The organism is Xanthobacter autotrophicus (genome assembly GCF_005871085.1).
In the GTDB taxonomy this organism is placed as follows: Bacteria; Pseudomonadota; Alphaproteobacteria; order Rhizobiales; family Xanthobacteraceae; genus Xanthobacter; species Xanthobacter autotrophicus.
On the sequence record NZ_VAUP01000031.1, the window covers coordinates 162220 to 183564 of the forward strand.

At 69.3% G+C, this 21345-nt stretch carries 17 protein-coding genes; 6 read left to right on the plus strand and 11 right to left on the minus strand.

Annotated elements, in window-relative coordinates; genetic code table 11:
• Positions 1-56: 56 nt before the first annotated feature.
• From ftsZ to recN, 4 genes are all read left to right on the plus strand, one after another.
• Positions 57-1829: a cell division protein FtsZ gene (ftsZ, locus tag FBQ73_RS14760; protein ID WP_138400255.1), complete on the plus strand. Its 1773-nt coding sequence runs from the start codon at positions 57-59 to the stop codon at positions 1827-1829.
• 515 nt (positions 1830-2344) lie between these two features.
• A complete protein-coding gene (gene lpxC / locus FBQ73_RS14765; RefSeq protein ID WP_138400256.1) occupies positions 2345-3280 on the plus strand; it encodes a UDP-3-O-acyl-N-acetylglucosamine deacetylase in 936 nt (311 codons plus the stop codon).
• A gap of 542 nt (positions 3281-3822) precedes the next feature.
• Positions 3823-4677 carry an outer membrane protein assembly factor BamD gene (locus FBQ73_RS14770; protein ID WP_138400465.1) on the plus strand — a complete coding sequence of 285 codons (855 nt, stop codon included), beginning with the start codon at positions 3823-3825 and terminating at the stop codon, positions 4675-4677.
• Positions 4678-4683: 6 nt separating this feature from the next.
• On the plus strand, positions 4684-6381 hold the full coding sequence (gene recN, locus FBQ73_RS14775) for a DNA repair protein RecN (protein WP_138400257.1): 1698 nt from the start codon (positions 4684-4686) through the stop codon (positions 6379-6381).
• Between the two features lie 235 nt (positions 6382-6616).
• On the opposite strand, the gene arfB is transcribed toward recN, so the two are convergent.
• Together arfB and FBQ73_RS14785 are read right to left on the minus strand one after the other, a co-directional pair.
• A complete protein-coding gene (gene arfB, locus FBQ73_RS14780) occupies positions 6617-7039 on the minus strand; it encodes an alternative ribosome rescue aminoacyl-tRNA hydrolase ArfB (RefSeq protein WP_138400258.1) in 423 nt (140 codons plus the stop codon).
• Positions 7040-7218: 179 nt separating this feature from the next.
• Complete coding sequence (locus tag FBQ73_RS14785) at positions 7219-8310, minus strand: GNAT family N-acetyltransferase (RefSeq protein WP_246089717.1); 1092 nt, start codon at positions 8308-8310, stop codon at positions 7219-7221.
• A 476-nt stretch (positions 8311-8786) separates the two neighbouring features.
• On the opposite strand from FBQ73_RS14785, the gene FBQ73_RS14790 reads away from it, so the two are divergent.
• A complete protein-coding gene (locus tag FBQ73_RS14790) occupies positions 8787-9398 on the plus strand; it encodes a hypothetical protein (protein WP_138400260.1) in 612 nt (203 codons plus the stop codon).
• 181 nt (positions 9399-9579) lie between these two features.
• Here FBQ73_RS14790 and FBQ73_RS14800 read toward each other — a convergent pair whose 3' ends face one another.
• Complete coding sequence (locus FBQ73_RS14800) at positions 9580-11112, minus strand: YifB family Mg chelatase-like AAA ATPase (RefSeq protein WP_138400262.1); 1533 nt, start codon at positions 11110-11112, stop codon at positions 9580-9582.
• Positions 11113-11252: 140 nt separating this feature from the next.
• Between FBQ73_RS14800 and FBQ73_RS14805 the strand changes: the two genes are divergently transcribed.
• On the plus strand, positions 11253-12038 hold the full coding sequence (locus tag FBQ73_RS14805) for a class I SAM-dependent methyltransferase (RefSeq protein WP_138400263.1): 786 nt from the start codon (positions 11253-11255) through the stop codon (positions 12036-12038).
• 87 nt (positions 12039-12125) lie between these two features.
• On the opposite strand, the gene FBQ73_RS14810 is transcribed toward FBQ73_RS14805, so the two are convergent.
• From FBQ73_RS14810 to FBQ73_RS14845, 8 genes are all read right to left on the minus strand, one after another.
• Entirely contained in the window at positions 12126-12437 is a 312-nt protein-coding gene (locus tag FBQ73_RS14810) for a polyhydroxyalkanoic acid system family protein (protein WP_138400264.1), read from the minus strand.
• Positions 12438-12726: 289 nt separating this feature from the next.
• Positions 12727-13674, minus strand: coding sequence for a glutathione synthase (gene gshB / locus FBQ73_RS14815; RefSeq protein ID WP_138400265.1), 948 nt, complete (start codon positions 13672-13674; stop codon positions 12727-12729).
• Between the two features lie 75 nt (positions 13675-13749).
• Entirely contained in the window at positions 13750-14133 is a 384-nt protein-coding gene (locus FBQ73_RS14820; protein ID WP_138400266.1) for a YraN family protein, read from the minus strand.
• Positions 14126-15088 carry a 16S rRNA (cytidine(1402)-2'-O)-methyltransferase gene (gene rsmI / locus FBQ73_RS14825; protein WP_138400267.1) on the minus strand — a complete coding sequence of 321 codons (963 nt, stop codon included), beginning with the start codon at positions 15086-15088 and terminating at the stop codon, positions 14126-14128. Before rsmI ends, FBQ73_RS14820 begins: the two co-directional genes overlap by 8 nt.
• A gap of 94 nt (positions 15089-15182) precedes the next feature.
• Complete coding sequence (gene hypF, locus FBQ73_RS14830) at positions 15183-17474, minus strand: carbamoyltransferase HypF (protein ID WP_138400268.1); 2292 nt, start codon at positions 17472-17474, stop codon at positions 15183-15185.
• 5 nt (positions 17475-17479) lie between these two features.
• On the minus strand, positions 17480-18937 hold the full coding sequence (locus FBQ73_RS14835) for a nickel-dependent hydrogenase large subunit (RefSeq protein ID WP_138400269.1): 1458 nt from the start codon (positions 18935-18937) through the stop codon (positions 17480-17482).
• Positions 18934-19953 (minus strand): NADH-quinone oxidoreductase subunit B family protein, encoded by a 1020-nt coding sequence (locus FBQ73_RS14840; protein ID WP_138400270.1) that lies wholly within the window; start codon positions 19951-19953, stop codon positions 18934-18936. Before FBQ73_RS14840 ends, FBQ73_RS14835 begins: the two co-directional genes overlap by 4 nt.
• The gene (locus FBQ73_RS14845; RefSeq protein ID WP_138400271.1) at positions 19950-21329 is read right to left on the minus strand and encodes a sensor histidine kinase; all 1380 of its coding nucleotides are present in this window, start codon (positions 21327-21329) and stop codon (positions 19950-19952) included. Before FBQ73_RS14845 ends, FBQ73_RS14840 begins: the two co-directional genes overlap by 4 nt.
• Positions 21330-21345 lie beyond the last annotated feature (16 nt).

Below are 21345 nucleotides of genomic sequence, written 5' to 3' on the forward strand. Positions count from 1 at the left end.
GTCAGACAGGATTCGTGAGAGGCGGACAGGCCGATCGGGTTCGACGGAGCAAAAGCATGACGATCAATCTTCAGATGCCCGACATTCGTGAGCTTCGTCCCCGAATCACGGTGTTCGGTGTGGGCGGTGCTGGTGGCAACGCGGTGAACAACATGATCACCGCCGGCCTCCATGGGGTGGAGTTCGTGGTGGCGAACACCGACGCCCAGGCGCTCTCGCTCACCAAGGCCGAGCGTGTGGTGCAGATGGGCGTGGCGGTGACCGAGGGTCTCGGTGCCGGCTCGCAGCCGGAAGTGGGCCGCGCCGCGGCCGAGGAAGTTATCGACGAGATCCGGGATCACCTCTCCGGCTCGCACATGGTGTTCATCACCGCCGGCATGGGCGGTGGCACCGGCACCGGGGCCGCTCCCGTGGTGGCGCGGGCCGCCCGTGAGCTCGGCATCCTGACCGTGGGCGTGGTGACCAAGCCCTTCCACTTCGAGGGCGCCCGGCGCATGCGCGTCGCCGAGCATGGCATCAGCGAGCTGCAGAAGAGCGTCGACACCCTCATCGTCATCCCCAACCAGAACCTGTTCCGGGTGGCGAACGAGAAGACCACCTTCGCCGACGCCTTCGCCATGGCCGACCAGGTGCTCTATTCGGGCGTCGCCTGCATCACCGACCTGATGGTGAAGGAAGGCCTCATCAACCTCGACTTCGCCGACGTGCGCGCCGTGATGCGCGACATGGGCAAGGCCATGATGGGCACCGGCGAAGCCTCCGGCGACAAGCGCGCCATCCAGGCCGCCGAGGCCGCCATCGCCAATCCGCTGCTGGACGAGACCTCCATGCGCGGGGCCGGCGGCCTGCTCATCTCCATCACCGGCGGCAAGGACATGACCTTGTTCGAGGTGGACGAGGCGGCGACCCGCATCCGCGAGGAAGTGGACCCCGACGCCAACATCATCCTCGGCGCCACCTTCGACGAAGTGCTCGACGGCATCATCCGCGTCTCCGTGGTGGCCACCGGCATCGACCCGGCGGTCATCCCCGACCAGATCAGCCCCGGCGCCGAGCGTTTCCCCGATCTCGCCGGCCGCAAGATCTCCAACGCCGGCCGCGCCGCCGTCGAGGCGACCCGCGAGGCGCAGATCCGCACCGCCGTCGCTTCCATCTCGGCCGAGGACCTCATCGGCATGGAGGATGCCCAGGCCCAGGCGGCGCAATCTCACGCGGCTTATGCCCCGCAGGCCTATGCGCCGGCCGCCCAGGCGCCCCAGCAGGCGGTCGCCATCGACGACGTGACCATCCGCGCCGCCGCGCCCAAGCCCTCCTACTTCGCCGAGCCGGAGCCCGCCGCTCCGCCGGCGCCCATGGTGGAGGACGAGTTCGCGCCCTACATCCCGCCGCAGGGCCAGCGCCCGCGCAGCCAGCGCATGCCGCGCGTGGATGAGCTGCCGCTGCCCGGCCAGAACCAGATCCGCGCCCAGCGTGGCGAGCCGCCGGTGGAGCAGCCGCAGCCCGACAAGAAGCGCATGACCCTTCTGCAGCGTCTCGCCCATGTGGGCCGCCGCGAGGAGGAGCCGGAGCCCCAGCGTCGCGACCAGCCGAGCATGCGCGCCCCCGAGCGCCGTCCGGTGGAGCCGCGGCAGGAAGCCCGGCCGGAGCCCCGGCAAGAAACCCGCGATGTGCGTCCGACTCTGCCGGGCCGCGCCGGCGAGCCGCCGGTGTCGGAATTCGCCAAGCGTCCGCCGGCCCGTCCGGCCGCCGAAGTGCCGTCCCGCCCCGGCCCGCACCACGAGGACGACCAGCTGGAGATCCCCGCCTTCCTGCGCCGTCAGGCCAACTGAGAAGTCGGGACCAAGCCCTGATCAGACGCGATCCCGGATGCCTCTGGCATCTGTGGATCGCGGATGAGGCGACCGGCCGGGAGGTGTCCCCCCCGCCCTCCGTCCGGATGCAACCTGAGGCTTTGTTGTGTTGCCGGCATCGGTCGCAAGACCGGTGCCGTTTTCGTATGGATGTGAGGTCGGGGCGGAGGCGATTCGGGCGCGACCGGTCTGCGACGGTATTGCGCAGCCTGTAACAGTCGCCGCGACCCGCTTGGCGTCGCTGCGGCTAACAATTTGATAGTTAATGAAAAATTGAAGCCGAAGCTTGGTAACAGTTGGTAGGCAAGCGTGATTTGGCGTCGCCTGTTCCGGCGACTAGGGTGCACCCATTCCAAAGGTTCCACACGCCTCGCGTTGACAGTTTGTTGGTACAACCGAGGCGAAAGTGGGAACGCAAGGTGAAGGTTTGAGGGACGGGTTGCGGCAGTCGTAAGGCGCCGGGTACTTGGACCTCCCATACGGGACGCATCGACATGCAGACGACACTGGCTCGCGAGATCACGCTCAAAGGTGCGGGTGTCCATGCGGCTGTTGAGGCCACCCTCACTTTGAAGCCTGCCCTCGCGAATACCGGTATCGTCTTCGTCCGCTCTTTCGCCGATCAGGCGCCGCGCAAGGCTGCCGTGAGCCGCACTTCGGTTCAGGCCACCGACCTTGCCACGGTCCTCGGTGATCGCTCCGGCGCCCTTGTCTCCACGGTCGAGCATCTGCTGGCGGCCTTCCATGGCCTCGCGATCGACAATGCGGTGGTGGAGATCGACGGCCCGGAAGTTCCGATCCTCGACGGCAGCGCCTCCCAGTTCGTAGCCGCCATCGATGCCGCCGGCGTCACCGAGGTGCGCGCCCGCCGCAAATTTCTCAAGGTTCTGAAGCCGGTGCGGGTGGAAAACGGCGCCTCCTTCGGCGAACTCCTGCCCTATGACGCGGGCTTCCGCCTGGAAGTGGAAATCGAGTTCGCCCACGACGCCATCGGCCGTCAGCGTTTCGCCGCCACCATGTCCCCCGCCGTGTTCCGCCGCGAACTGGCCGGCGCCCGCACCTTCGGCTTCCTGAAGGATGTGGAGCGCCTGCGCTCGGCTGGTTATGCTCTGGGGGCGGCGCTGGAAAACACCGTGTGCCTCGACGACGGTGGCGTGATGAATGAAGGCGGCCTGCGCTTCACCGATGAATTCGTGCGCCACAAGGCCCTCGACGCGGTGGGCGACCTCGCGCTTTCCGGCCTCCCTCTGCTTGCTCGCTACCGGTCGTTCCGTGGCGGCCACAAGCTGAACTATCAGGTGGTGGACGCGCTTTTCTCCGACCGTTCCGCTTATGCGGTGGTGGAGGCTCCGGCCCGTCCCGTGCGCGACACGGTGGGCGCCGACATGGGTGTCTCGGCTCCGGTGCCGGTGTTCGCGCCGGAAGTCTGATCGGGCCCTCTGCTCGCATTTCGACGGCGCCCTCTCGGGCGCCGTTTGCGTCTGGGATGACCCTTCCGTAGGCGCGTCAGGCCGGCGCTTGCGGTTTCTTAACCTGGATTCCCGTTCATAGGGCAGGATCTATCCGGGCAGTTCCGCCCTGAACGGCGGAACTGCTGCTGCGCGGCTGATCCGTATCGGGCTGCGCGGGGATGGTGAGCCGGCGTTGCGGGGGCGCCACAGTGCGTCGTTGGCGGTCATAGGGCACGGCCATGCCGCCGCGCCGCCACATTGCCGACCGAAAGCCCCGATAGCGCGGAGACGGAAATTTTTTCCTCCGGCCCGGCGGGCGGGGTTGGAGGGGGAAGACGCGGCGGGGACGAAGCTGTGGCAGGTGCGTGTTCCCCGGCCGGGGTTTCAGGCCGGCTCCGGGAACAGGCTCCAACGATGGGGAGAGGATCAAGGTTGGGCGGCGCCACCATGGCGCCATGTCTCGGCCGACCATCCTCCTTTACAGGCAGCGCCCTGGGGCGCGGGACGGAAGCTGAACCGTGATGCGATTCTTTTACGAGGTCCTGAAGGTGCGCGCCGTCGTCCGCGGCGGAGCACTGGCGCTCGCCTTGGTCATGGGCCTGCTTGTGACCGGCTGCGCCAGCGACAAGGATGATGTGCTGCCCCCCGACGAGCCGGCGGAGAAAATCTACAACGAGGGTCTGACCCTGCTGCGCCGGCAGGAGCCGGAGAAGGCCGCCAAGCGCTTCGAGGATGTGGACAAGACCCATCCCTATTCGGAATGGGCGCGCAAGTCGCTGCTCATGACCACCTATGCCTATTTCGAGGCCGGCAAGTATGACGAGGCCATCGCAACCGGGAAGCGCTACATCGCGCTCTATCCCGGATCGCAGGATGCGGCCTATGCGCAATATCTCGTCGCTTCGGCGCTTTACGAGAACATTCCCGACACATCCCGCGACCAGCGCAAGACGCGACAGGCCCTCGATGCCCTGGAAGATGTGGCGCGCAAGTATCCCAACACCGAATATGCCGCCACGGCCAAGAAGAAGATCGAGGTTGCCCGCGACCAGCTCGCCGGCAAGGAGATGCAGATCGGCCGCTACTATCTTGAGCAGCGTAATTACACGGGTGCCATCAACCGCTTCAAGGTCGTGGTGACACAATACCAGACAACACGTCAGGTGGAAGAAGCCCTGTATCGTCTCACCGAGGCCTATATGGCCCTCGGCGTGGTGAACGAAGCGCAGACGGCAGCCGCCGTACTCGGCTATAACTTCCCGGACAGTTCGTGGTACAAGGACGCCTACAAGCTGGTTCAGGCCGGAGGGGTCGAACCGCAAGAGAACAAGGCGTCCTGGATCAGCCAGGCGTTCAAGAAGATGGGGCTTGGCTGATCATCCATGCTGGCAACGCTCTCGATCCGGGACATCGTCCTTATCGAGAAGCTCGATCTCACCCTCTCGGAGGGCCTCACGGTCCTCACGGGTGAGACGGGTGCTGGCAAGTCGATCCTGCTCGATGCCGTGTCCCTTGCCCTCGGTGGGCGGGGTGACGGCGCCTTGGTACGGCATGGCCTGCCCAAGGGGCAGGTGACGCTCACCTTCGATCTGTCTCCCGACCATCCCGCGCACTCTATTCTCGCCGCCGCCGAGCTGCCCGACGAAGGGCCTCTCGTGGTGCGCCGCATCCAGATGGCGGACGGGCGCACGCGGGCGAGCGTGAATGAAGAAACGGTCAGCGTGCAGACGCTCCGCCTGATCGGCGCGAGCCTCATCGAGCTACACGGCCAGCACGATGACCGTGCCCTCGTGGACCCCGCCAGCCATCGCGCCGTGATTGATGCCTTTGGCGGGCTGGCCGCCAAGGCGGAGGCCCTCGGCGCCCTGTGGCGGGCGTGGCGCGTGGCCCTCTCGGACGCCCGTGCCGAGCGGGAGCGGCTGGAGATCGCCGCCCGCGAGGCCGATTTCACCCGTCATGCGGTGGAAGAACTCACCGCTCTCGCAGCCGAGGTCGGGGAAGAAGCATCCCTGTCCGAACGGCGCACCGGCATGATGCGCTCGGAAAAGATCGCCACCGACCTCGACGAGGCGCTGGATGCCGTGGCAGGCGGCAGTTCCCCGGTACCCTCGCTGGCCGCCGCCGTCCGCCGGCTGGAGCGCCGCGCTGGCGAGGCGCAGGATCTGGTGCGGCCCGCCGTGGAGGCCATCGATCAGGCCCTCGACGCGCTGGAGACCGCCCGTGCCCATCTGGAGGCGGCGCTGGCGGATGCGGCCTTCGAGCCGGCGGAACTGGAGCGCATCGAGGAGCGCCTGTTCGCGTTACGCGCGGCCGCGCGCAAATACGGGGCGAGCGTGGATGACCTGCCCACCGTCGCGGCACGGTTCTCCGCCGAACTTGAACGCCTCGACCAGAGCGCGGCCACCCTCGCCCGATTGGAGAAAACCGTGGCCGAGGCGGAAACCGCCTATCGCACCGCCGCCGCCGCTTTGTCGCTGGAGCGCCATGGCGCTGCAGGCGTGCTTGACGCCGCCGTGGTGGCGGAGCTGCCGCCCTTGAAGCTGGAGCGCGCCGCCTTCATCACCAAGGTCACGAGCGATCCCGCATCGGCCGGGCCTGACGGCTACGACCAGGTGGAATTCTGGGTGCGCACCAATCCCGGAACGCGGCCGGGGCCTCTCATGAAGGTCGCGTCCGGCGGCGAACTGTCCCGCTTCCTCTTGGCGCTGAAGGTGGTGCTGGCGGATCGCGGCTCCGCCCCCACCCTCATTTTCGACGAGATCGACACCGGCGTTGGCGGCGCGGTGGCCGACGCCATCGGCCAGCGGCTGGGGCGTCTTGCGCAGAAGGTGCAGGTGCTGTGCGTCACCCATGCGCCGCAGGTGGCAGCGCGGGCGCGGCATCATCTCCTCATCGCCAAGGCCGCGGCGGAAGGGGCACCGGGACAGGACGGGCTGGCGGAGGACGCGCCGGTCACCACGCGGGTGGCGCCGCTCAACGCCACCACGCGACGCGAGGAAATCGCCCGTATGCTGGCTGGGGCCACCGTGACCGCCGAAGCCCGCGCCGCCGCCGACCGGCTGTTGAAGGCGGCACGCTAGGTTTCGTTCGAGGCGATTTCAGCGGCTGGCTGGACCACGCCTTCTGCTGAAATCGTGCGCATCGCCCGCATGACCATTGGTGCAGGCGCTCAAAGGCGTCCCGGATCTCAAACGGCAAGGTTGATTTGGCCGCTCGGATAGATTCGCGCAGCCATCGTTGATCGATGGGACGGGTCGGGTTGGATCGGATACGTGATGCAAGGCCGCTTCGCAGGCGGACAGGCCAGCGGCCGAATCAGTCTGCCTGGGGCTTGTCGCGGCGCAGGGATTTGACCTCGCCACGCCGCTCCTTGGCCGCGAGGCGCCGTTCCTTTGAGCCCAGCGTGGGGCGGGTCGGCCGGCGGATCGGCGCTACCACGGTTGCGCTGCGGATGAGGTCCACCAGCCGGGCCAACGCATCTTCCCGGTTGCGCTCCTGGGTTCGGAAGCGCTGTGCCTGGATGATGATGACGCCGCTCTGGGTCATCCGCTTTCCGGCCAGCCGCACCAGCCGGATCTTCACCCCTTCGGGAAGGTTGGGCGAGCCCGCAGCATCAAAGCGCAATTGCACCGCGCTCGACACCTTGTTCACATTCTGGCCGCCCGGCCCCGAGGCGCGCACGAAGGCGAGTTCGATCTCGTCCTCCGAAATGGCGATGCGGGGCGTGATTTCGATCATGGCGGAACCTTCGGCGTCAGGTGCGCCTGCCACGGGGCGCGACCGCGTCCGGACCTTTTGCCGTTCGGCGATCCGCAGGCGGTCCGCATGGGCGCGATCGCTCTTAGACCAAATGCCGCCGCCCACCAACGGCCTCGACGGTGTGCCCGGCCAAGAACGATGCTCCGGAGCCGCTCCGGTCAAATGGCGTGGCGATTCGCGGTGGGGCCGAAATGTTCCACGTAGCGCGGGCTGATCACCGAGACCGGAAGGATGATGAGCACATCCGTCGTGCCGAACTGGTGGTCCACCACCGCGCCATCCCCCACGAAGCCGCCAAGGCGCAAATAGCCCTTGATGAGCGGCGGCAGGGCCTGAAGCGCGGCCTTCGGGTTGATCTCGGCCTTCGGCATGCGATCCATGGACACGTGCCGCCCTTCCACGGCCCGCGCGCGCCACTCGTCCGGAGCAAGTGCATTGTGGTGGAGGAAGGAGAGGGGCAAGGCGAGGGCCGCGGGGTCGGTGCCCTCAAGGCTCGCGCAGCCGAACATGGCGTCGATCTTGTTGCGCAGGATGTAGGTCCACACCCCATGCCAGAGCAGTTCGACAGTGCGCTTGTTGCGGTAGGGCTTCAGCACGCACGACCGGCCGAGTTCCAGGAACCGGAGGTTCGGGTGGGCGGCGATGATGCCGTTCACATGAAACTCGCCCTGAGTATAGAAGCCGCCATGTCGCTGGGCCACCTCCTGCCGAAGCAGGCGATAGGTGCCGACCACCTTGGGCTTGCGCCGGCCGAGCACCATTTTTCCGGCGTCGTGGTCAAGCACCAGCAGATGCTCGCAGATGGCGTCGAAGCTGTCCATGTCGCGGCGGGCGAGGCGGGCCGCGCCATCGGGTACAGCCGACATCTCCTCGTAGAACACCTTGTAGCGCAGGCGTTGGGCGCGCCGCACGTCGCGCGCGGTGCGGGCGAGCCGCACTTCCATCGCCCCGAGGCGTCCGAGGACAAGGCCGTCCGGGTCCGGCGGCAGCGCGTCCTTGTAGCGGATGCCCGAATAGGCGCGGAAATCGGTGACCAGCTTCTGCGGCACTGGCATGGCGGGCTTGCTGGGAATGGCGTCTACGCCTGTTTTTGGGAACGGCGCCTGGAATGGCGGCTCGCCAATGGGCCCAATGGAGCTGAGACCGGCCTGCCCGAAGCGGGAGCGGGCGTCGTCTCGCGTCATGTCCCTGGAAAAGTCGCGGGAGAGATCCCGCGCGAAATCGCGCGCCAGATCGCGGGCAACATCCATGCCTCGCCCGAACAGTGCGGGCAGGCTGAAATTAGGATCGGTTTGTCCTGTCCGTTTCATTGCAACGACCCCCTCCCCGGGCCGCCGCCTGCGGCGCGCGCGCCATCCCTGAACATCAGCGCCCGCCTCCCGGCTGCCGCGACGCGGGGCGCCACCTCTTCCCTTCCCGGAACCCTTGTCCCCGGTTACCAGGATATGAACGTGACCAACACCATAGTTTTCCGACGCCCATGTGACAACGGACCAGCGCCTCCGGCGCGCAAATGAGCCAGGCCGGTCGTCCGTCCGCCCCGGGAGCGCGCCTCGACGGTGGTGAACCGGCCTGCCAGCCGCCTCCGGTGCAGCCAATGGAGGCACCAGGAGCTGGCGCGTCGAGGCAAGCCTCGACAAGCTGCGGCCTTGTGGGGAGCCCGGCGCGATGCTAGCGCCAGACCGAGGCGCGGGTAGGTGGCGCCTGTGATTCCAAGGGGGGCACGATGTTTGAGATCCGCAGAACGTTCGCGGCTGTGGCGCTGGCCGCCGGTCTGGTACAGATCATGTCCGGCGCAGCGCTCGCGCAGGCCCGGCCGGCACCGGCCGAGGTCGACACGGTGATCGTGCAGGGCGTGGGGCAGATCACGGTTTTCACGTACAAGGCGCAATTCGTCTCCGCTGACCCCGCGACACGGCGTGTGGTGCTGGAAGATCCGTCCGGTCGCCGGTGGGCGGTGATCGCGCCGCCGCTGCTGGGGGACCTCTCCTTCTTCCGCAATGGCGAGACCCTGATCATCCGCAAGGCGCCCGGGGTGGTCACCGCCCTCGGCAAGGCGCGGCAGGGCAAGCCCGGCGAAGTGATGAGCGAGGTGGTTCTTGATGCCGGCCTGCCTGGGTGGCCGGAAGGCTTCGGCGTGCGCGAAGTGACGCTCACGACCATCTTCGTGGACGTCAACAAGGCGGCAGGAACAGTCACCTTCGAAGGACCGGACGGCGGCGTGCGTACGTTGCGTGCAGCCAATGACAAGGTGCTTGCCGACCTGCAGCAGGTCCAGCCCGGCGACCTTGCGCAGGTCAGCTATCTGGAAGGTCTCGCCATCAACGCCATCCGGTGAGTTGTTCCAAGCCCCGCAGTCCGGCGCCGCAAGGCGCCGGACTGCGGGGTGGCGGTCACATGCGGGGTGGCGGTCACATGCGGGGTGGCGGTCACATGCGGGGTGGCGGTCACATGCGGGGTGGCGGTCACATGCGGGGTGGCGGTCACATGCGGGGTGGCGGTCACATGCGGGGTAGAGGTCATGCGGCCGCCCGCGGGCGTTCCGCGGCCGCGCGATAAGCCAATGCCTCAGCAAGATGCCGGCGTCCGATAGTGTCGGCGCCGTCGAGATCAGCAAGGGTGCGCGCCACTTTCAGAACCCGGTGGTAGCCCCGGGCGCTCAGGCGCATGGCATCCGCAGCGTCTCGCAGCAGGGCTGCGCCGGCCGTGTCCGGCGTCGCGACCTGGTCCAGCAGCGGGCCGGAGGCTTCTGCATTGGTGCGAACGTCCCGTCGCCCAAGGGCGGCATAGCGTTCGATCTGGATCTCCCGCGCCATGGCGACCCGCGCCGCCACTTCGCGCGAGCCTTCGGCAGGGGATGGTAGCACGAGGTCGGATGCAGATACCGACGGCACTTCCAGATGGAGGTCGATGCGGTCGAGGAAGGGGCCGGACAGCCGGGCCTGATACTCGTCGGCGCAGCGCGTGCCGCGCTTGCAGGTGAAGCCGGGCTCGCCCGCGCGTCCGCAGCGGCACGGATTCATGGCCGCGATCAACTGGAAGCGCGAGGGATAGGTGACGCGATGGTTGGCCCGCGCGATCAGCACCTCCCCCGTCTCCAGGGGCTGGCGCAGGGAATCGAGCACCTGCGGCGAGAATTCTGGCAATTCGTCCAGGAACAGAACGCCATTGTGCGCGAGGGAGACTTCACCGGGCTTCGCTTTCGCGCCGCCACCCACCATGGCGGCCATGCTGGCAGAATGATGCGGCGCCCGGAACGGGCGGCGGTCCATCAGCGCGCCGTCCTCGATGGAGCCGGCCACGGACGCGATCATGGACACATCAAGCATCTCGGCGGGCGACAATGGTGGCAGGATAGAGGGCAGCCTCTGGGCCAGCATGGATTTTCCCGCGCCAGGCGGCCCGATGAACAAAAGATTGTGCCCACCGGCGGCGGCGACCTCCAGGGCGCGCTTGGCGGTCTCCTGCCCCTTCACGTCCTTCAGGTCGAGCATGGCTTCCCCCGGCGCCTTCATCCTGGGTTCGGGCCGGCCCATCACCTGCCGGCCGGTCATATGGTTGGCGAGCTGGATGAGGGATTGCGGCGCCAGGATCTCCATGTCGGGACTGGCCCAGGCCGCCTCCGCGCCGCAGGCGGCGGGGCAGATCAACCCATGGCCGCGGGCGTTGGCGCCGATGGCTGCAGGCAGCACGCCCGCCACTGCGGCGATGGCTCCGTCGAGCGCAAGCTCGCCCACCACGGTGAAGCCGCCGAGCGCATCCGAGGGAATGGCGCCGATGGCCGCCATGAGTCCGAGGGCGATGGGCAGATCGTAGTGGGAACCCTCTTTCGGCAGGTCCGCCGGGGCCAGGTTGACGGTGATGCGCCGCGCCGGCAGTGCAAGGCCCGAGGCGATGAGTGCTGCACGCACGCGCTCGCGCGCCTCAGACACGGCCTTGTCCGGCAGGCCGACGATGGTGAAGGCCGGCAGGCCCGCCGCGACATGAACCTGGACGTCCACGGGTCGCGCGTCCACCCCCTCGAATGCGACTGTCGCCACCCGCTGGATCACCGCGCCCACCCCGCTCGACTGCCTGCATCTCAAGGTAGCGGAGGATTACCGAAGCGACAAGAACGAAAGCGGAACAATTTTGCTTGCCACGGTCGAGGCGGTGGCTATTCTGGACCAGCTTTGACAAACGGGGACGGGTGATGGCGGACGCTGCAGCGGGCGGAATGCGCAGTCACGAGGCGCAGGTGGCCGACGTGTTCGGTCCTCAGGCCGCCGCCTATGTGGCGAGCGCCGTGCATGCGCGCGGCGCGGACCTTGAAGCCTTGTCGGCTCTGGTGGCGGAATTGCGGCCCGGTCGGCTTCTGGATCTGGGGTGCGGCGGCGGGCATGTGAGCTTCGCGGCGGCGCCGTTCGTGGCTGAGGTGGTGGCCTACGATCTCTCCGACGACATGCTGGGGGCGGTCGCTGCCGAGGCTGTGCAGCGCGGCTTCGCCAACATCGCCACTCGGCAGGGGGTGGCCGAGCGCCTGCCGTTTTCCGACGCCAGCTTCGATTTCATTGCCACCCGCTTCAGTGCCCACCATTGGCGGGATGTTCCGGCTGCCATGGGTGAGGCGCACCGGGTTTTGAAGGCCGACGGGCGTGCCATGGTGATGGATGTGATCGCCCCGGACTGGTCAGTGGCAGACAGTTTCCTGCAAACCATCGAGGTGCTGCGCGATCCCTCACATGGCCGCGACTATCGCGAGGCGGAATGGGTGGAGCATGCGGAGGGCGCCGGCTTTCGCGTCATGCGAACGGCGCGTCGGCGTCTGCGACTCGCGTTCAACGCCTGGGTCGAGCGGATCCGTACGCCCGAGCTGCACGTGGCGGCTATCCGGTCCCTGATCGCCGGGGCGAGCCGCGATGTGGCCGATCATTTCGAGATCGAGGCGGATGGCTCCTTCACCCTCGATACGCTGACGCTGGAACTTGAGCCGGCCTGAGCGCGGGCCGGTGCCGTCGGCCGGATCGGCCAGGGCAATAGTTCGTTTCGAGAAAGCATGGGGATGAGGGGGCCGTCGGGATAACGCCTATTTCTTCTCCAGCATCAGCCGGCCCTGTTTCTTGATGAGGTCCTGCGCCTTGCGAGCCAACAGGTCGAGGAGGAAGGGAAGCTCGACGGACAGGTGAACGGCCTCCTCCGTCACGTCGAGGGTGCCGCCTGCGGTCTGGCCGAGGGCCGCGATCTGAAAGTCCAGATGCTCGTCGGTCCAGACCTCCTGGAGGATGGAGATGTGGCGACCGAAGCGGGAGCGCACGGTGGTGAGCCCCACCTGCAGGCGCCGCGTGGCCTCCACCTTGCCGAGGCGGTGCGGAATGGAAGCGGTGAACGGCTGGCCCATGCGCTTGTCTCCCGATGGCGGTGGCCGGGCGATGTCCTCCGGCCGGGTGTTCTGGTTCGTCTGGTTCGCTCGGTGAAGCCTTCGCGTCGGCCCCTTGAGCTGCCGAGTTGTCGGCGATCGGGCTGATCGGCCGGCGGGCCATGTCCAGCACCGGCAGCACCGGGCCGGAGGTTGCTGCGCGTGCCTATCACATGCGCGGCAAGCTGATCGGATAGCGCCTTCGCTCATTGAAACGAGAGCGCGATCTGCCGGCCGATGGCTTCCGTCGACCGGGATTGCGCTCAAGACGTCAGCCCGTGGCACGCTTCTCCTCGATCCTGTCCCAGATCTGGGCGGCGATGTCGGGTCCGCCCAGACGCTTGATGGCGCGCAGGCCCGTGGGGGAGGTGACGTTGATCTCGGTGAGGTTGCCGTCGATCACGTCGATGCCCACGAAGATGAGCCCCATCTTCTTGAGTGAAGGACCAATGCGGGCACAGATTTCCAGTTCCCGATCCGTGAGGTCGGTGGGCCGCGCGGCGCCACCGCGCACCATGTTGGAGCGAAGGTCGCCCTCGCTCGGCACCCGGTTGACCGCGCCTGCCGCCTCGCCGTCCACCAGGATGATGCGCTTGTCGCCGTGCTTCACGGCCGGCAGAAACTGCTGGATGACCCAAGGCTCACGGAAGGTGGTGGCGAACAGATCGTAGAGGGAGCCGAAATTCAGGTCGTCGGCGGTCAGGCGGAACACGGCCGCGCCGCCGTTGCCGTAGAGCGGCTTCATCACCACGTCGCCGAATTCGGCCCGGAACGCCTTGATCTCGCTAAGGTCGCGGGAAATCAGCGTGGGCGGCATCAGCTCGGGAAATTCGGTGACGAAGATCTTTTCCGGCGCGTTGCGCACATGGGCCGGATCGTTCACCACCAGCGTCTTCGGGTGGATGCGCTCCAAGAGGTGCGTGGCGGTCACATAGGCCATGTCGAAGGGCGGGTCCTGGCGCATCAGCACCACGTCCATCTCGTCGAGGGCGACGCGCCGCTTCTTGCCGAGGCTGAAATGGGCGCCGGCCTCGTCCTTCACCTCAAGCGGCTCGACAGTGGCGAAGACGGCGCCGTCGCGCATGGCCATGCGGTCGGGGGTGTAGTGGAACAGGGTATGTCCGCGCGCCTTCGCTTCGAGCAGCAGGGCGAAGGTGGAATCGCCCGCAATGTTGATGTTGGCAATATGGTCCATCTGGACGGCGACCTTGAGGGCCATGGCAATCTCCCGGCGCCCGGCTGGGGCTTCGCCTTATCTATAGGCGCGCACGGCAACCTGCCACCCGCGCCCTCGTCAGAACTCCGCCTCGAACGCGCCGGGCAGGTGCTCGGCTGCGCCCGAGCTGGCGAGCAGCACGGCGTCGAAGCGCATGTTGAGGCCCGCGAGCTCCGGATGGTCGGCGAGGAACGCCTCGGCCGCCGCGGCGATGCGCCGCCTTTGGCGCGGCAGCAGCGAGAAGGCGGCATCGGAAAGGGCGGCCCGCAGCTTCACCTCGCAGAAGACCAGCAGGTCGCCCTGGCGCGCGATCAGGTCGATCTCGCCGGCCTTGGTGCGCACCCGCCGGGCCAATATCTCGAAGCCGTGGGCGCCCAGAAGCGTGGCGGCGCGGTCCTCCGCTGCGAGACCGCGCGCATGGGCGGCACGGCGCCGGCGCGTCGCGGCGGGAACGTCAGTCATCGGCTGCCTTGTCCTCGGCCCGGCCTTCGGACAAGGCAAGGGCGCGGGCATAAACCTCCCGCTTCGGCCGTCCGGTCATGGCGGTGACGGCGGCCACCGCATCTTTCAAGGTGGCGTCCTTGAGGGCGCGGGCGAGGGCCTCATCTACGGTGGCGTCGCCGGCGGCCTCTTCCAGCGGCGGGCCCACCACCAGCACGATCTCGCCCCGCGGAGCCTCCGCCTGCCCATAGTGGGCGGCGAGGGTGGCGAGGTCGCCGCGGCGCACCTCCTCATAGGCCTTGGTGAGTTCCCGGCAGACCGCCGCCTTGCGCGGGCCGAGCCGGTCGGCGAGGTCGGCGAGGCTCTCGGCGAGGCGCGGACCGGTCTCGTAGAACACCAGCGTGGCCGGAACGCTCGCAAGGGCTGTAAGGCGGTTGCGGCGCTGCCCTGACTTGGGCGGCAGGAAGCCGTCGAACAGAAAGCAGTCCGTGGGCAGGCCGGCGGCCACCAGGGCCGCGAGCAGGGCCGAGGCGCCGGGCACGGGATGCACGGTGTGGCCGGCCTCGGCCGCCTCCACCACCAGCTTGAAGCCGGGATCCGAGACCAGCGGCGTGCCGGCATCCGAGATGAGCGCGATGCGGTGACCGGCAGCCAGGCGCGCCAGCAGCTTGGGCCGGGCGCTAGCGCCGTTGTGGTCATGATAGGGCACGAGCGGCGTGGTAATGCCGTAGCGTTCGGTGAGCCGCCGCGACATGCGGGTGTCCTCGCAGGCGATCACGTCCGCGCCCGCCAGCGTCTCCAGCGCGCGCAACGTCACGTCGCCGAGATTGCCGATGGGTGTCGCCACCACGTGCAGGCCGGGGGCAAGCGCCGGGGCCGAAACGCGCGTGCCGGCGACGAGGAAGGTGTTCGCGTCCGTTCCGGCGGCGGAGGACTCCGGGCGGGCGGGGGTGGGCGAGCGGTGGGGGCTGGTCATGGTCCCACCATAGCCCCGCTCGCGCGGGACGAAAACGGGGACGCGGGGCGGGTGTGACGGAAGGCGCCGGGCGCGGTCGGGTGGACGCGCACCCTCATCCCAGGCGGCGGGCGGCGGCCACCACCGCCTGGCCGAAAGCGAGGCCGCCGTCATTGGCCGGCACTTCGGCGGGCACCAGCGGGGTGAGGCCGCGCGCTTCCAGCCGTCGCACCGTCTCCTCCAGCAGCCGCGCGTTCTGGAACACGCCTCCGGACAGGGCGACGGCCGTGAGGCCTTCCGTCGCCGCCACCTGGGCCGCCGCCGCCACGAAGGCTTCAGCGAGGCCGGTATGGAAGGCGGCGGCTATGGCGGCGGGGGGGCGCCCGGCGTGGAGGTCGGCGATCAACGCTTTGAACAGCGGCGCGGGGTCGATCTCGATCGGGGTCGCTTCCGCATGCAGGGCGAAGGGGTAGGGCGGGGCGTCCCCCTCTGCCGCCGCCTCCAGCGCCATGGCGGCCTCGCCCTCGTGGCTGAGGCGGTCGGGCGCGAGGCCGAGCAGTGCCGCCACCGCATCGAACAGCCGGCCGGCGGAGGAGGCCGGAGGCGCGTTCAGGCCCTTGTCCATCATGGCGCGGAGGGTCAGGAGCGGCTTGCCGGCGAACAGCGCCGCGAGGCGCGGGTCGCCATCCACGGTCGCGGGTCCCAGCGCACGGTCGAGGTGGGCGAGCAGTACCCGCCACGGTTCCCGGCTCGCCGCATCCCCGCCGGCCAGCGGGACGGGGGAGAGGCGGGCAGCACGGCGGCTGGTGCGGTAGTCACACACGAGGATTTCGGCGCCCCAGACCGCTCCGTCCTCGCCCAGGCCGAGGCCGTCGAGCGCGATGCCCACCACCGGCCCATCCGCCCGCCGCCAGCCGGCCTCGGCCATGGCGGCAGCCACATGGGCATGGTGGTGCTGCACCCGCTCCAGCGGCAGGCCACGAGTGGCGGCGAGGTCTTCGCCGAGGCGGGTGGCGCGGTAGTCCGGGTGCAGGTCCACCGCCACTACCGCCGGCTTGTGGGCGAAGAGGGCGGTGTAGTCGGCGAGCGCGGTCTCGAAGGCGTCGCCCGTGGCGGGCTCGTCGAGATCGCCGAGATGGTGCGAAAGTAGCGCTTTGGCGCCGTGGGTGAGGCAGAGGGCGCTCTTCATCTCCCCGCCCAGGGCGAGCACGGCCGGAGCCCCGGCGAAATCGGCGGGCAGGGCCAACGGCATGGGGGCGCGCCCGCGCCCCCGCCGCATGACGCGCAGCCGGCCCGCCACATGGCGCGCCACGCTGTCGTCGAGGCGGCGGGCGATGGGCCGGTCGTGCATCAGGAACGCATCGACGATGCCGGCGAGGCGGTCACGGGCCTCGTCGTCGCGGAAGATCTGCGGTTCGCTGGAGCGGTTGCCGGAGGTCATCACCAGCGGACGGTCCACGGCGGCAATCAGCAGGTGATGCAGGGGCGTATAGGGCAGCATCACGCCGAGATGGTGCTGGCCGGGGGCTATGCCGGGCGCGAGCGGCGTGCCGGGCTTCAGCGGCAGCAGCAGGATGGGGGCGGAGGGGTGGAGAAGGGCCGCCGCCTCCTCCGCCGAGATGACGCACAGGGCGTGGGCGGTGGCGAGGTCCGCCATCACTGCCAGCGGCTTGGTGGGGCGGTGCTTGCGGGCGCGCAGCAGGGCGACGGCGTCCGCATTGGTGGCGTCGCAGGCGATATGGAAGCCGCCGATGCCCTTTATTGCGAGGATCTGTCCCGCGCGCAGCAGGGCGGCGGCGCGTTCGATGGGGTCCGCGCCGGTAGCGTCATCGCCCTCCAGCCAGAGCTTCGGGCCGCAGTCCGGGCAGGCGATGGGCTGGGCGTGGAAGCGGCGGTCGGCGGGGTCGTCATATTCCGCGCGGCAGGCTGGGCACAGGGGAAAGCCGGCCATGGTGGTGGCCGGCCGGTCATAGGGCAGGCCGGTGACGATGGAAAAGCGCGGGCCGCAATCGGTGCAATTGGTGAAGGCGTAGCGGAAGCGCCGCGCCTTGGGGTCGGCGATCTCGGCGCGGCAGGCGGGGCAGGTGGCCACATCCGGCACCACGCCCACCGAGACGGTGCCGGCGCCGCTCGCCACGATGCGGAAGGCGCCCTCCGAGACCAGAGCGGGGCGCCGTGTCACCTGCTCCACCCGCGCCAGCACGGGGGCTTCATTCCCAAGCGCCGCCGCGAAGGCGTCGCGCGCGGCAGCGGGGCCAGCGATGCGGATTACGACGCGGTCACCGGCGTTGCGCACGTCTCCGTTCAGCACCAGCCGGCGGGCGAGGCGATAGACGAAGGGGCGGAAGCCCACCCCCTGCACGATGCCGGAAACCTCGATCTCCTCGCCCGCGACCTCGGTGCTCATGGGGCTCAATGCACCGTGCAGACCATGCAGGGGTCGAACGAGCGCACGATGTGCTGCACGCTCACCGGCGTGGCCTCGCCCTGCCGGATGGGGGCGCCCACCAGCGCCGTCTCCAGCGGGCCCGGCTGGCCAACCGCATCGCGGGGGGAGAAGTTCCAGGTGGTGGGGGCGATGATCTGGTAGCGGGCGATGCGCCCCTTCTCCACCACCATCCAGTGGCCGAGCGCCCCGCGCGCGGCTTCCGTGAGGCCGAAGGCGCGCCCCGCCTGCGGTATCACGCCTTGCGCGCACCAGGGCGCGCCGGGGTGAAGCTGGCGCACCCAGCTTTCCATGGCGATCAGGGTGCGCGCCGTCTCCACCAGCCGGCCGACCACACGGGCGCGCACGTTGGCGCCCTCCTTCGCTGCAAGGTCGCGGGCGAGGGGATGGCCGGCCACCACCTGACGGGCGAAGGCACCCGTTTCGAACGGCAGGCCGGCGAGGCGCGGCGCCTTGCACCAGGTGTAGCCGGTCTCGTCCGCCGCATCCGGGAAGGTGGAGCCCTCGAAGGGGGTGTGGGGCGCCTCGCGCCCTTCCATGCGGGCGAAGCTGTGATCCTCGGCGATGGCCGCTGGATCGAGGCCTTGGGCCCGCCCGCCGGCAAAGGTGCCGCCGGTGTAGAGCCGGCCCTCTTCCAGAGCATAGGCGCCGTAGGACAGGAAGCGGTCGTGGGCGCGGCCGAGGCGGGCCAGATCCAGGTCGGCGGCGATTTCGAGGAACAGGCGGAAGTCGCCGTCCGGGCCGGCCTGTCGCCACGCCTCCAGTTCCGCTACGTCGGCGATCTCGGCCACCCGCTCCAGCGGGGCGCCATAAAGCCGCTCCTCCAGGTCCGCGCGCACGGCGCCGAGGGTGGCGATGAGGCGCATCTGGTCCCGCGCGTCGGCGCCCTTGGCGACGCCCCCCGGCTGGATCGCCAGCGTGTGCGGCCAGCGCCCGGCGAGCAAGCCCATGACGTGCAGCAGCGTCGCCCGCGTGGCCAGCCCCCGGCGCACGCTCTCCCCCTGCGCCGCCTTGAAGCGGCGGGCGGCGGTGGCGAACCAGGGGCGGTCCTCATAGATGGCGCGGGCGAAGTCGGGCATGAAGAAGACGTGGAAATGGGTGAGGTGGTCCGCCACATTCTCGGTGGCGAGGATGAGGTTGGTGGCGACCCGGCCATTGTCCGTGGGCGTGACGCCCTCAAGGCCGGCCAGCGCCAGCGCCGCCGCATGGGACTGCGACACCGAGCAGATGCCGCAGATGCGCGGCGCGATGACGAGGGCGTCGCGCGGGTCGCGCCCCTCCAGAATGCGTTCGAAGCCGCGGAACAAGGGCGAATTGACGAAGGCCTGCCGCACTTCCCCGTCGGCCACGTCAAGCCGGACTTCGAGGTCGCCTTCCACCCGGTTGAACGGCCCCACCACGAGCCGTTTGGTCTCTGTGCTCATCGCTTGCGGATGTCCCGCACGGCCGGAGGGGTCAGCACGTGGTCGGCGGTGGCATTGCGCCTCAGCCGCTCCGGGGTCGCCGCCTTGGCGAGGGACGACAGGGCGATGAACCAGGCCTTTGGCATGTCCGTGGGCAGGCCCACCGGGATGCCGCCGATCTTCGGGGTATCGAGGAAGGCGTGACCCGGCTCCTCGAACTCGGGGGCGGTGCAGTTGATGCAGGCATGGCCCCCCCGCGTGCAGGAGCCCTCGCCGTTCCACAGCCGCGTGTTGCAATCGGCATGGGCCTGGGTGCCGAGGCAGCCCAGATGCTCCATCATGCAGCCAAGGTCGCTCATCTTCTCGGCGCTGGCCTTGTATTCGTAATATTCGTTGCGCGGGCAGCCGTGATGCACGAGGTGGTCGGCGTAGAAGCGCGGACGGCCGTAGCTGTCGAGGTCCTCGGCCCGCAGGAGGTCGGAGGCGAGCAGCATCAGCGTCTCGGTTACCCAGTTGGGATGGGTGGGGCAGCCGGCGACATTGACCACGGGCAGGCCGGAGCGGGAGCGGAAGGCCGCACCCAGCGCCCCGCCCGGGCGGCGCCCGTCATATTGCAGGCCGCAGGCGTCGGCCGGATTGACCCCGGCCGCCGTGACGCCGCCATAGGCGGCGCAGGTACCCACCGCCACCACATGTTCGGCGACGGCCGCGAGCCGCCGCGCCCATTCGATGGTGGCCGTGTCAGTGCCGGCAAGAGTGTGGAAGCGCCCGGTGCCGTTCGGCCCGCGCAGCAGCGCGCCTTCGATACACAGGGCATCGAGCCGGATCTGTCCCGAGAGCACGGCCTCGAACAGGGCGATGGCCTCGTCCCCGGTCTCCTCCGACAGGGTCGGGTGCCACAGGAAGCGGATATTGGCGCTCGCCAGCGTCGCCGCGAGGTCCGGCGCCTCGGCGCACAAAAGCGACATGGTGCAGCCGCCGCAGCCGCCCGATTGCAGCCACAGCACGGTGAAGGGCTCGCGCGCAGCGGTGCTCATGGCCGCCCTCCTGCCGGCAGGATGAGGGAGATGACGGCGCAGCCGTCCGGATGGTTGGCGGCTTCGAGCCGGCCGTCATGCTCTTCGGCGATGCGGTAGCAGATGGACAGGCCGAGCCCCGTGCCCTTGCCCACCGCCTTGGTGGTGAAGAAAGGATCGAAGATGCGGCCGAGGATGTCCTCGGGGATGCCCGGCCCGCTGTCGCGCACCCGCACCGCCACCCGCCCGCCGTCCGGACCGCCGAGCCGCTCGCCGGTGATGTCGAGGCGCGGATCGGGCCGGCCTTCCAGCGCGTCCACGGCGTTCTGGACGAGGTTCATCAGCACCTGGTGGATGTGGCCGGGGTGGCCCACCGCCTCCAGCCCCTCCGGGATCGCGACGCGGATGGCGAGGTCCGGCATCTGGGATTTCGCCACCCAGTCCACCGCCGATCGCACCACGCTGGCGAGGTCGAACACCTCGCGCGCCTCGCGGTTGTCCGAGGAGAAGCGGCGCAGGTCCGCCACGATGTCGCGCACCCGCTCGGCGCCTTCCAGCATGCCGGCGAGGGTGGCGGGAATGTCGGCCAGCGCCCGGTCGATGCGCAGTTCCCCCCTGGTGCGGGCGAGGGCGGCGGCATCGGAGCCGGCATGCACCGCGTCGAGATAGGTGATGAGGCGCTCCGCATAGCGCTTCAGCGCGTGGGCATTGCCATAGACGAAGGAGATGGGATTGTTCAGCTCGTGGGCGACGCCGGCCACGAGGCGGCCGAGGGAGGCCATCTTTTCCGCATGCACCAGCTGCTGTTGGGTGCGTTTGAGATGCTCGTGGGCGTTGGCGAGGGCGTGGTAGGCCGCGCGCAGTTCGCCGATGGGCCGGCCCACCAGCACCACGCCCACCGGCCGTCCGCGCGGATCGAAGCGCAGGGCGCCGTTCACCGAGACCGCCTGCGGCCCTTCCGGCGTGGCAAGGGTGAATTCCCGGTCGGCGATGCGCTGGCGCCGCGCCGCCGTGGCAAGAACATCGCTGGCCGAGGTGGGGGAGGAGGGGTCCAGCAGCGCGGCGAGGGGGCGGCCGGTGAGAGCGTCGGCCAGCTGGCCGAACACGCGTTCGGCGGCAAGGTTCACCTGTTCCACCCGCCCGGCGAGGTCGCAGGCGATGAGCACGTCGGTCATGGAGCCGAGCAGGCCGGCGATGAAGCCCTGGGCTTCCTCCAGCGCGGCATTCTTCTCCTCCAGCTCCACCTGCTGGCGGACCAGCTCCGCATAGGTCTCGTCCATCTTGCGGATGACGGAGATCCACGCCTCTTCCGCGTCGACCGCGCCGAAATCGGGCGCGCCGCTGGCGAGGGCCAGCGGGCTGTCGGTGAGAAAGTCCTTGCCCTCGGGCACGGGCATCGGGGGTCCTGACGCG

What these genes read in the sequence shown, in the direction of transcription:
- ftsZ (WP_138400255.1), top strand. Translation starts at nt 57, where the DNA reads ATGACGATCAATCTTCAGATGCCCGACATTCGTGAGCTTCGTCCCCGA.
- lpxC (WP_138400256.1), top strand. Translation starts at nt 2,345, where the DNA reads ATGCAGACGACACTGGCTCGCGAGATCACGCTCAAAGGTGCGGGTGTC.
- FBQ73_RS14770 (WP_138400465.1), top strand. Translation starts at nt 3,823, where the DNA reads ATGCGATTCTTTTACGAGGTCCTGAAGGTGCGCGCCGTCGTCCGCGGC.
- recN (WP_138400257.1), top strand. Translation starts at nt 4,684, where the DNA reads ATGCTGGCAACGCTCTCGATCCGGGACATCGTCCTTATCGAGAAGCTC.
- arfB (WP_138400258.1), bottom strand. Translation starts at nt 7,039, where the DNA reads ATGATCGAAATCACGCCCCGCATCGCCATTTCGGAGGACGAGATCGAA.
- FBQ73_RS14785 (WP_246089717.1), bottom strand. Translation starts at nt 8,310, where the DNA reads ATGGATGTTGCCCGCGATCTGGCGCGCGATTTCGCGCGGGATCTCTCC.
- FBQ73_RS14790 (WP_138400260.1), top strand. Translation starts at nt 8,787, where the DNA reads ATGTTTGAGATCCGCAGAACGTTCGCGGCTGTGGCGCTGGCCGCCGGT.
- FBQ73_RS14805 (WP_138400263.1), top strand. Translation starts at nt 11,253, where the DNA reads ATGGCGGACGCTGCAGCGGGCGGAATGCGCAGTCACGAGGCGCAGGTG.
- FBQ73_RS14810 (WP_138400264.1), bottom strand. Translation starts at nt 12,437, where the DNA reads ATGGGCCAGCCGTTCACCGCTTCCATTCCGCACCGCCTCGGCAAGGTG.
- gshB (WP_138400265.1), bottom strand. Translation starts at nt 13,674, where the DNA reads ATGGCCCTCAAGGTCGCCGTCCAGATGGACCATATTGCCAACATCAAC.
- FBQ73_RS14820 (WP_138400266.1), bottom strand. Translation starts at nt 14,133, where the DNA reads ATGACTGACGTTCCCGCCGCGACGCGCCGGCGCCGTGCCGCCCATGCG.
- rsmI (WP_138400267.1), bottom strand. Translation starts at nt 15,088, where the DNA reads ATGACCAGCCCCCACCGCTCGCCCACCCCCGCCCGCCCGGAGTCCTCC.
- hypF (WP_138400268.1), bottom strand. Translation starts at nt 17,474, where the DNA reads ATGAGCACCGAGGTCGCGGGCGAGGAGATCGAGGTTTCCGGCATCGTG.
- FBQ73_RS14835 (WP_138400269.1), bottom strand. Translation starts at nt 18,937, where the DNA reads ATGAGCACAGAGACCAAACGGCTCGTGGTGGGGCCGTTCAACCGGGTG.
- FBQ73_RS14840 (WP_138400270.1), bottom strand. Translation starts at nt 19,953, where the DNA reads ATGAGCACCGCTGCGCGCGAGCCCTTCACCGTGCTGTGGCTGCAATCG.
- FBQ73_RS14845 (WP_138400271.1), bottom strand. Translation starts at nt 21,329, where the DNA reads ATGCCCGTGCCCGAGGGCAAGGACTTTCTCACCGACAGCCCGCTGGCC.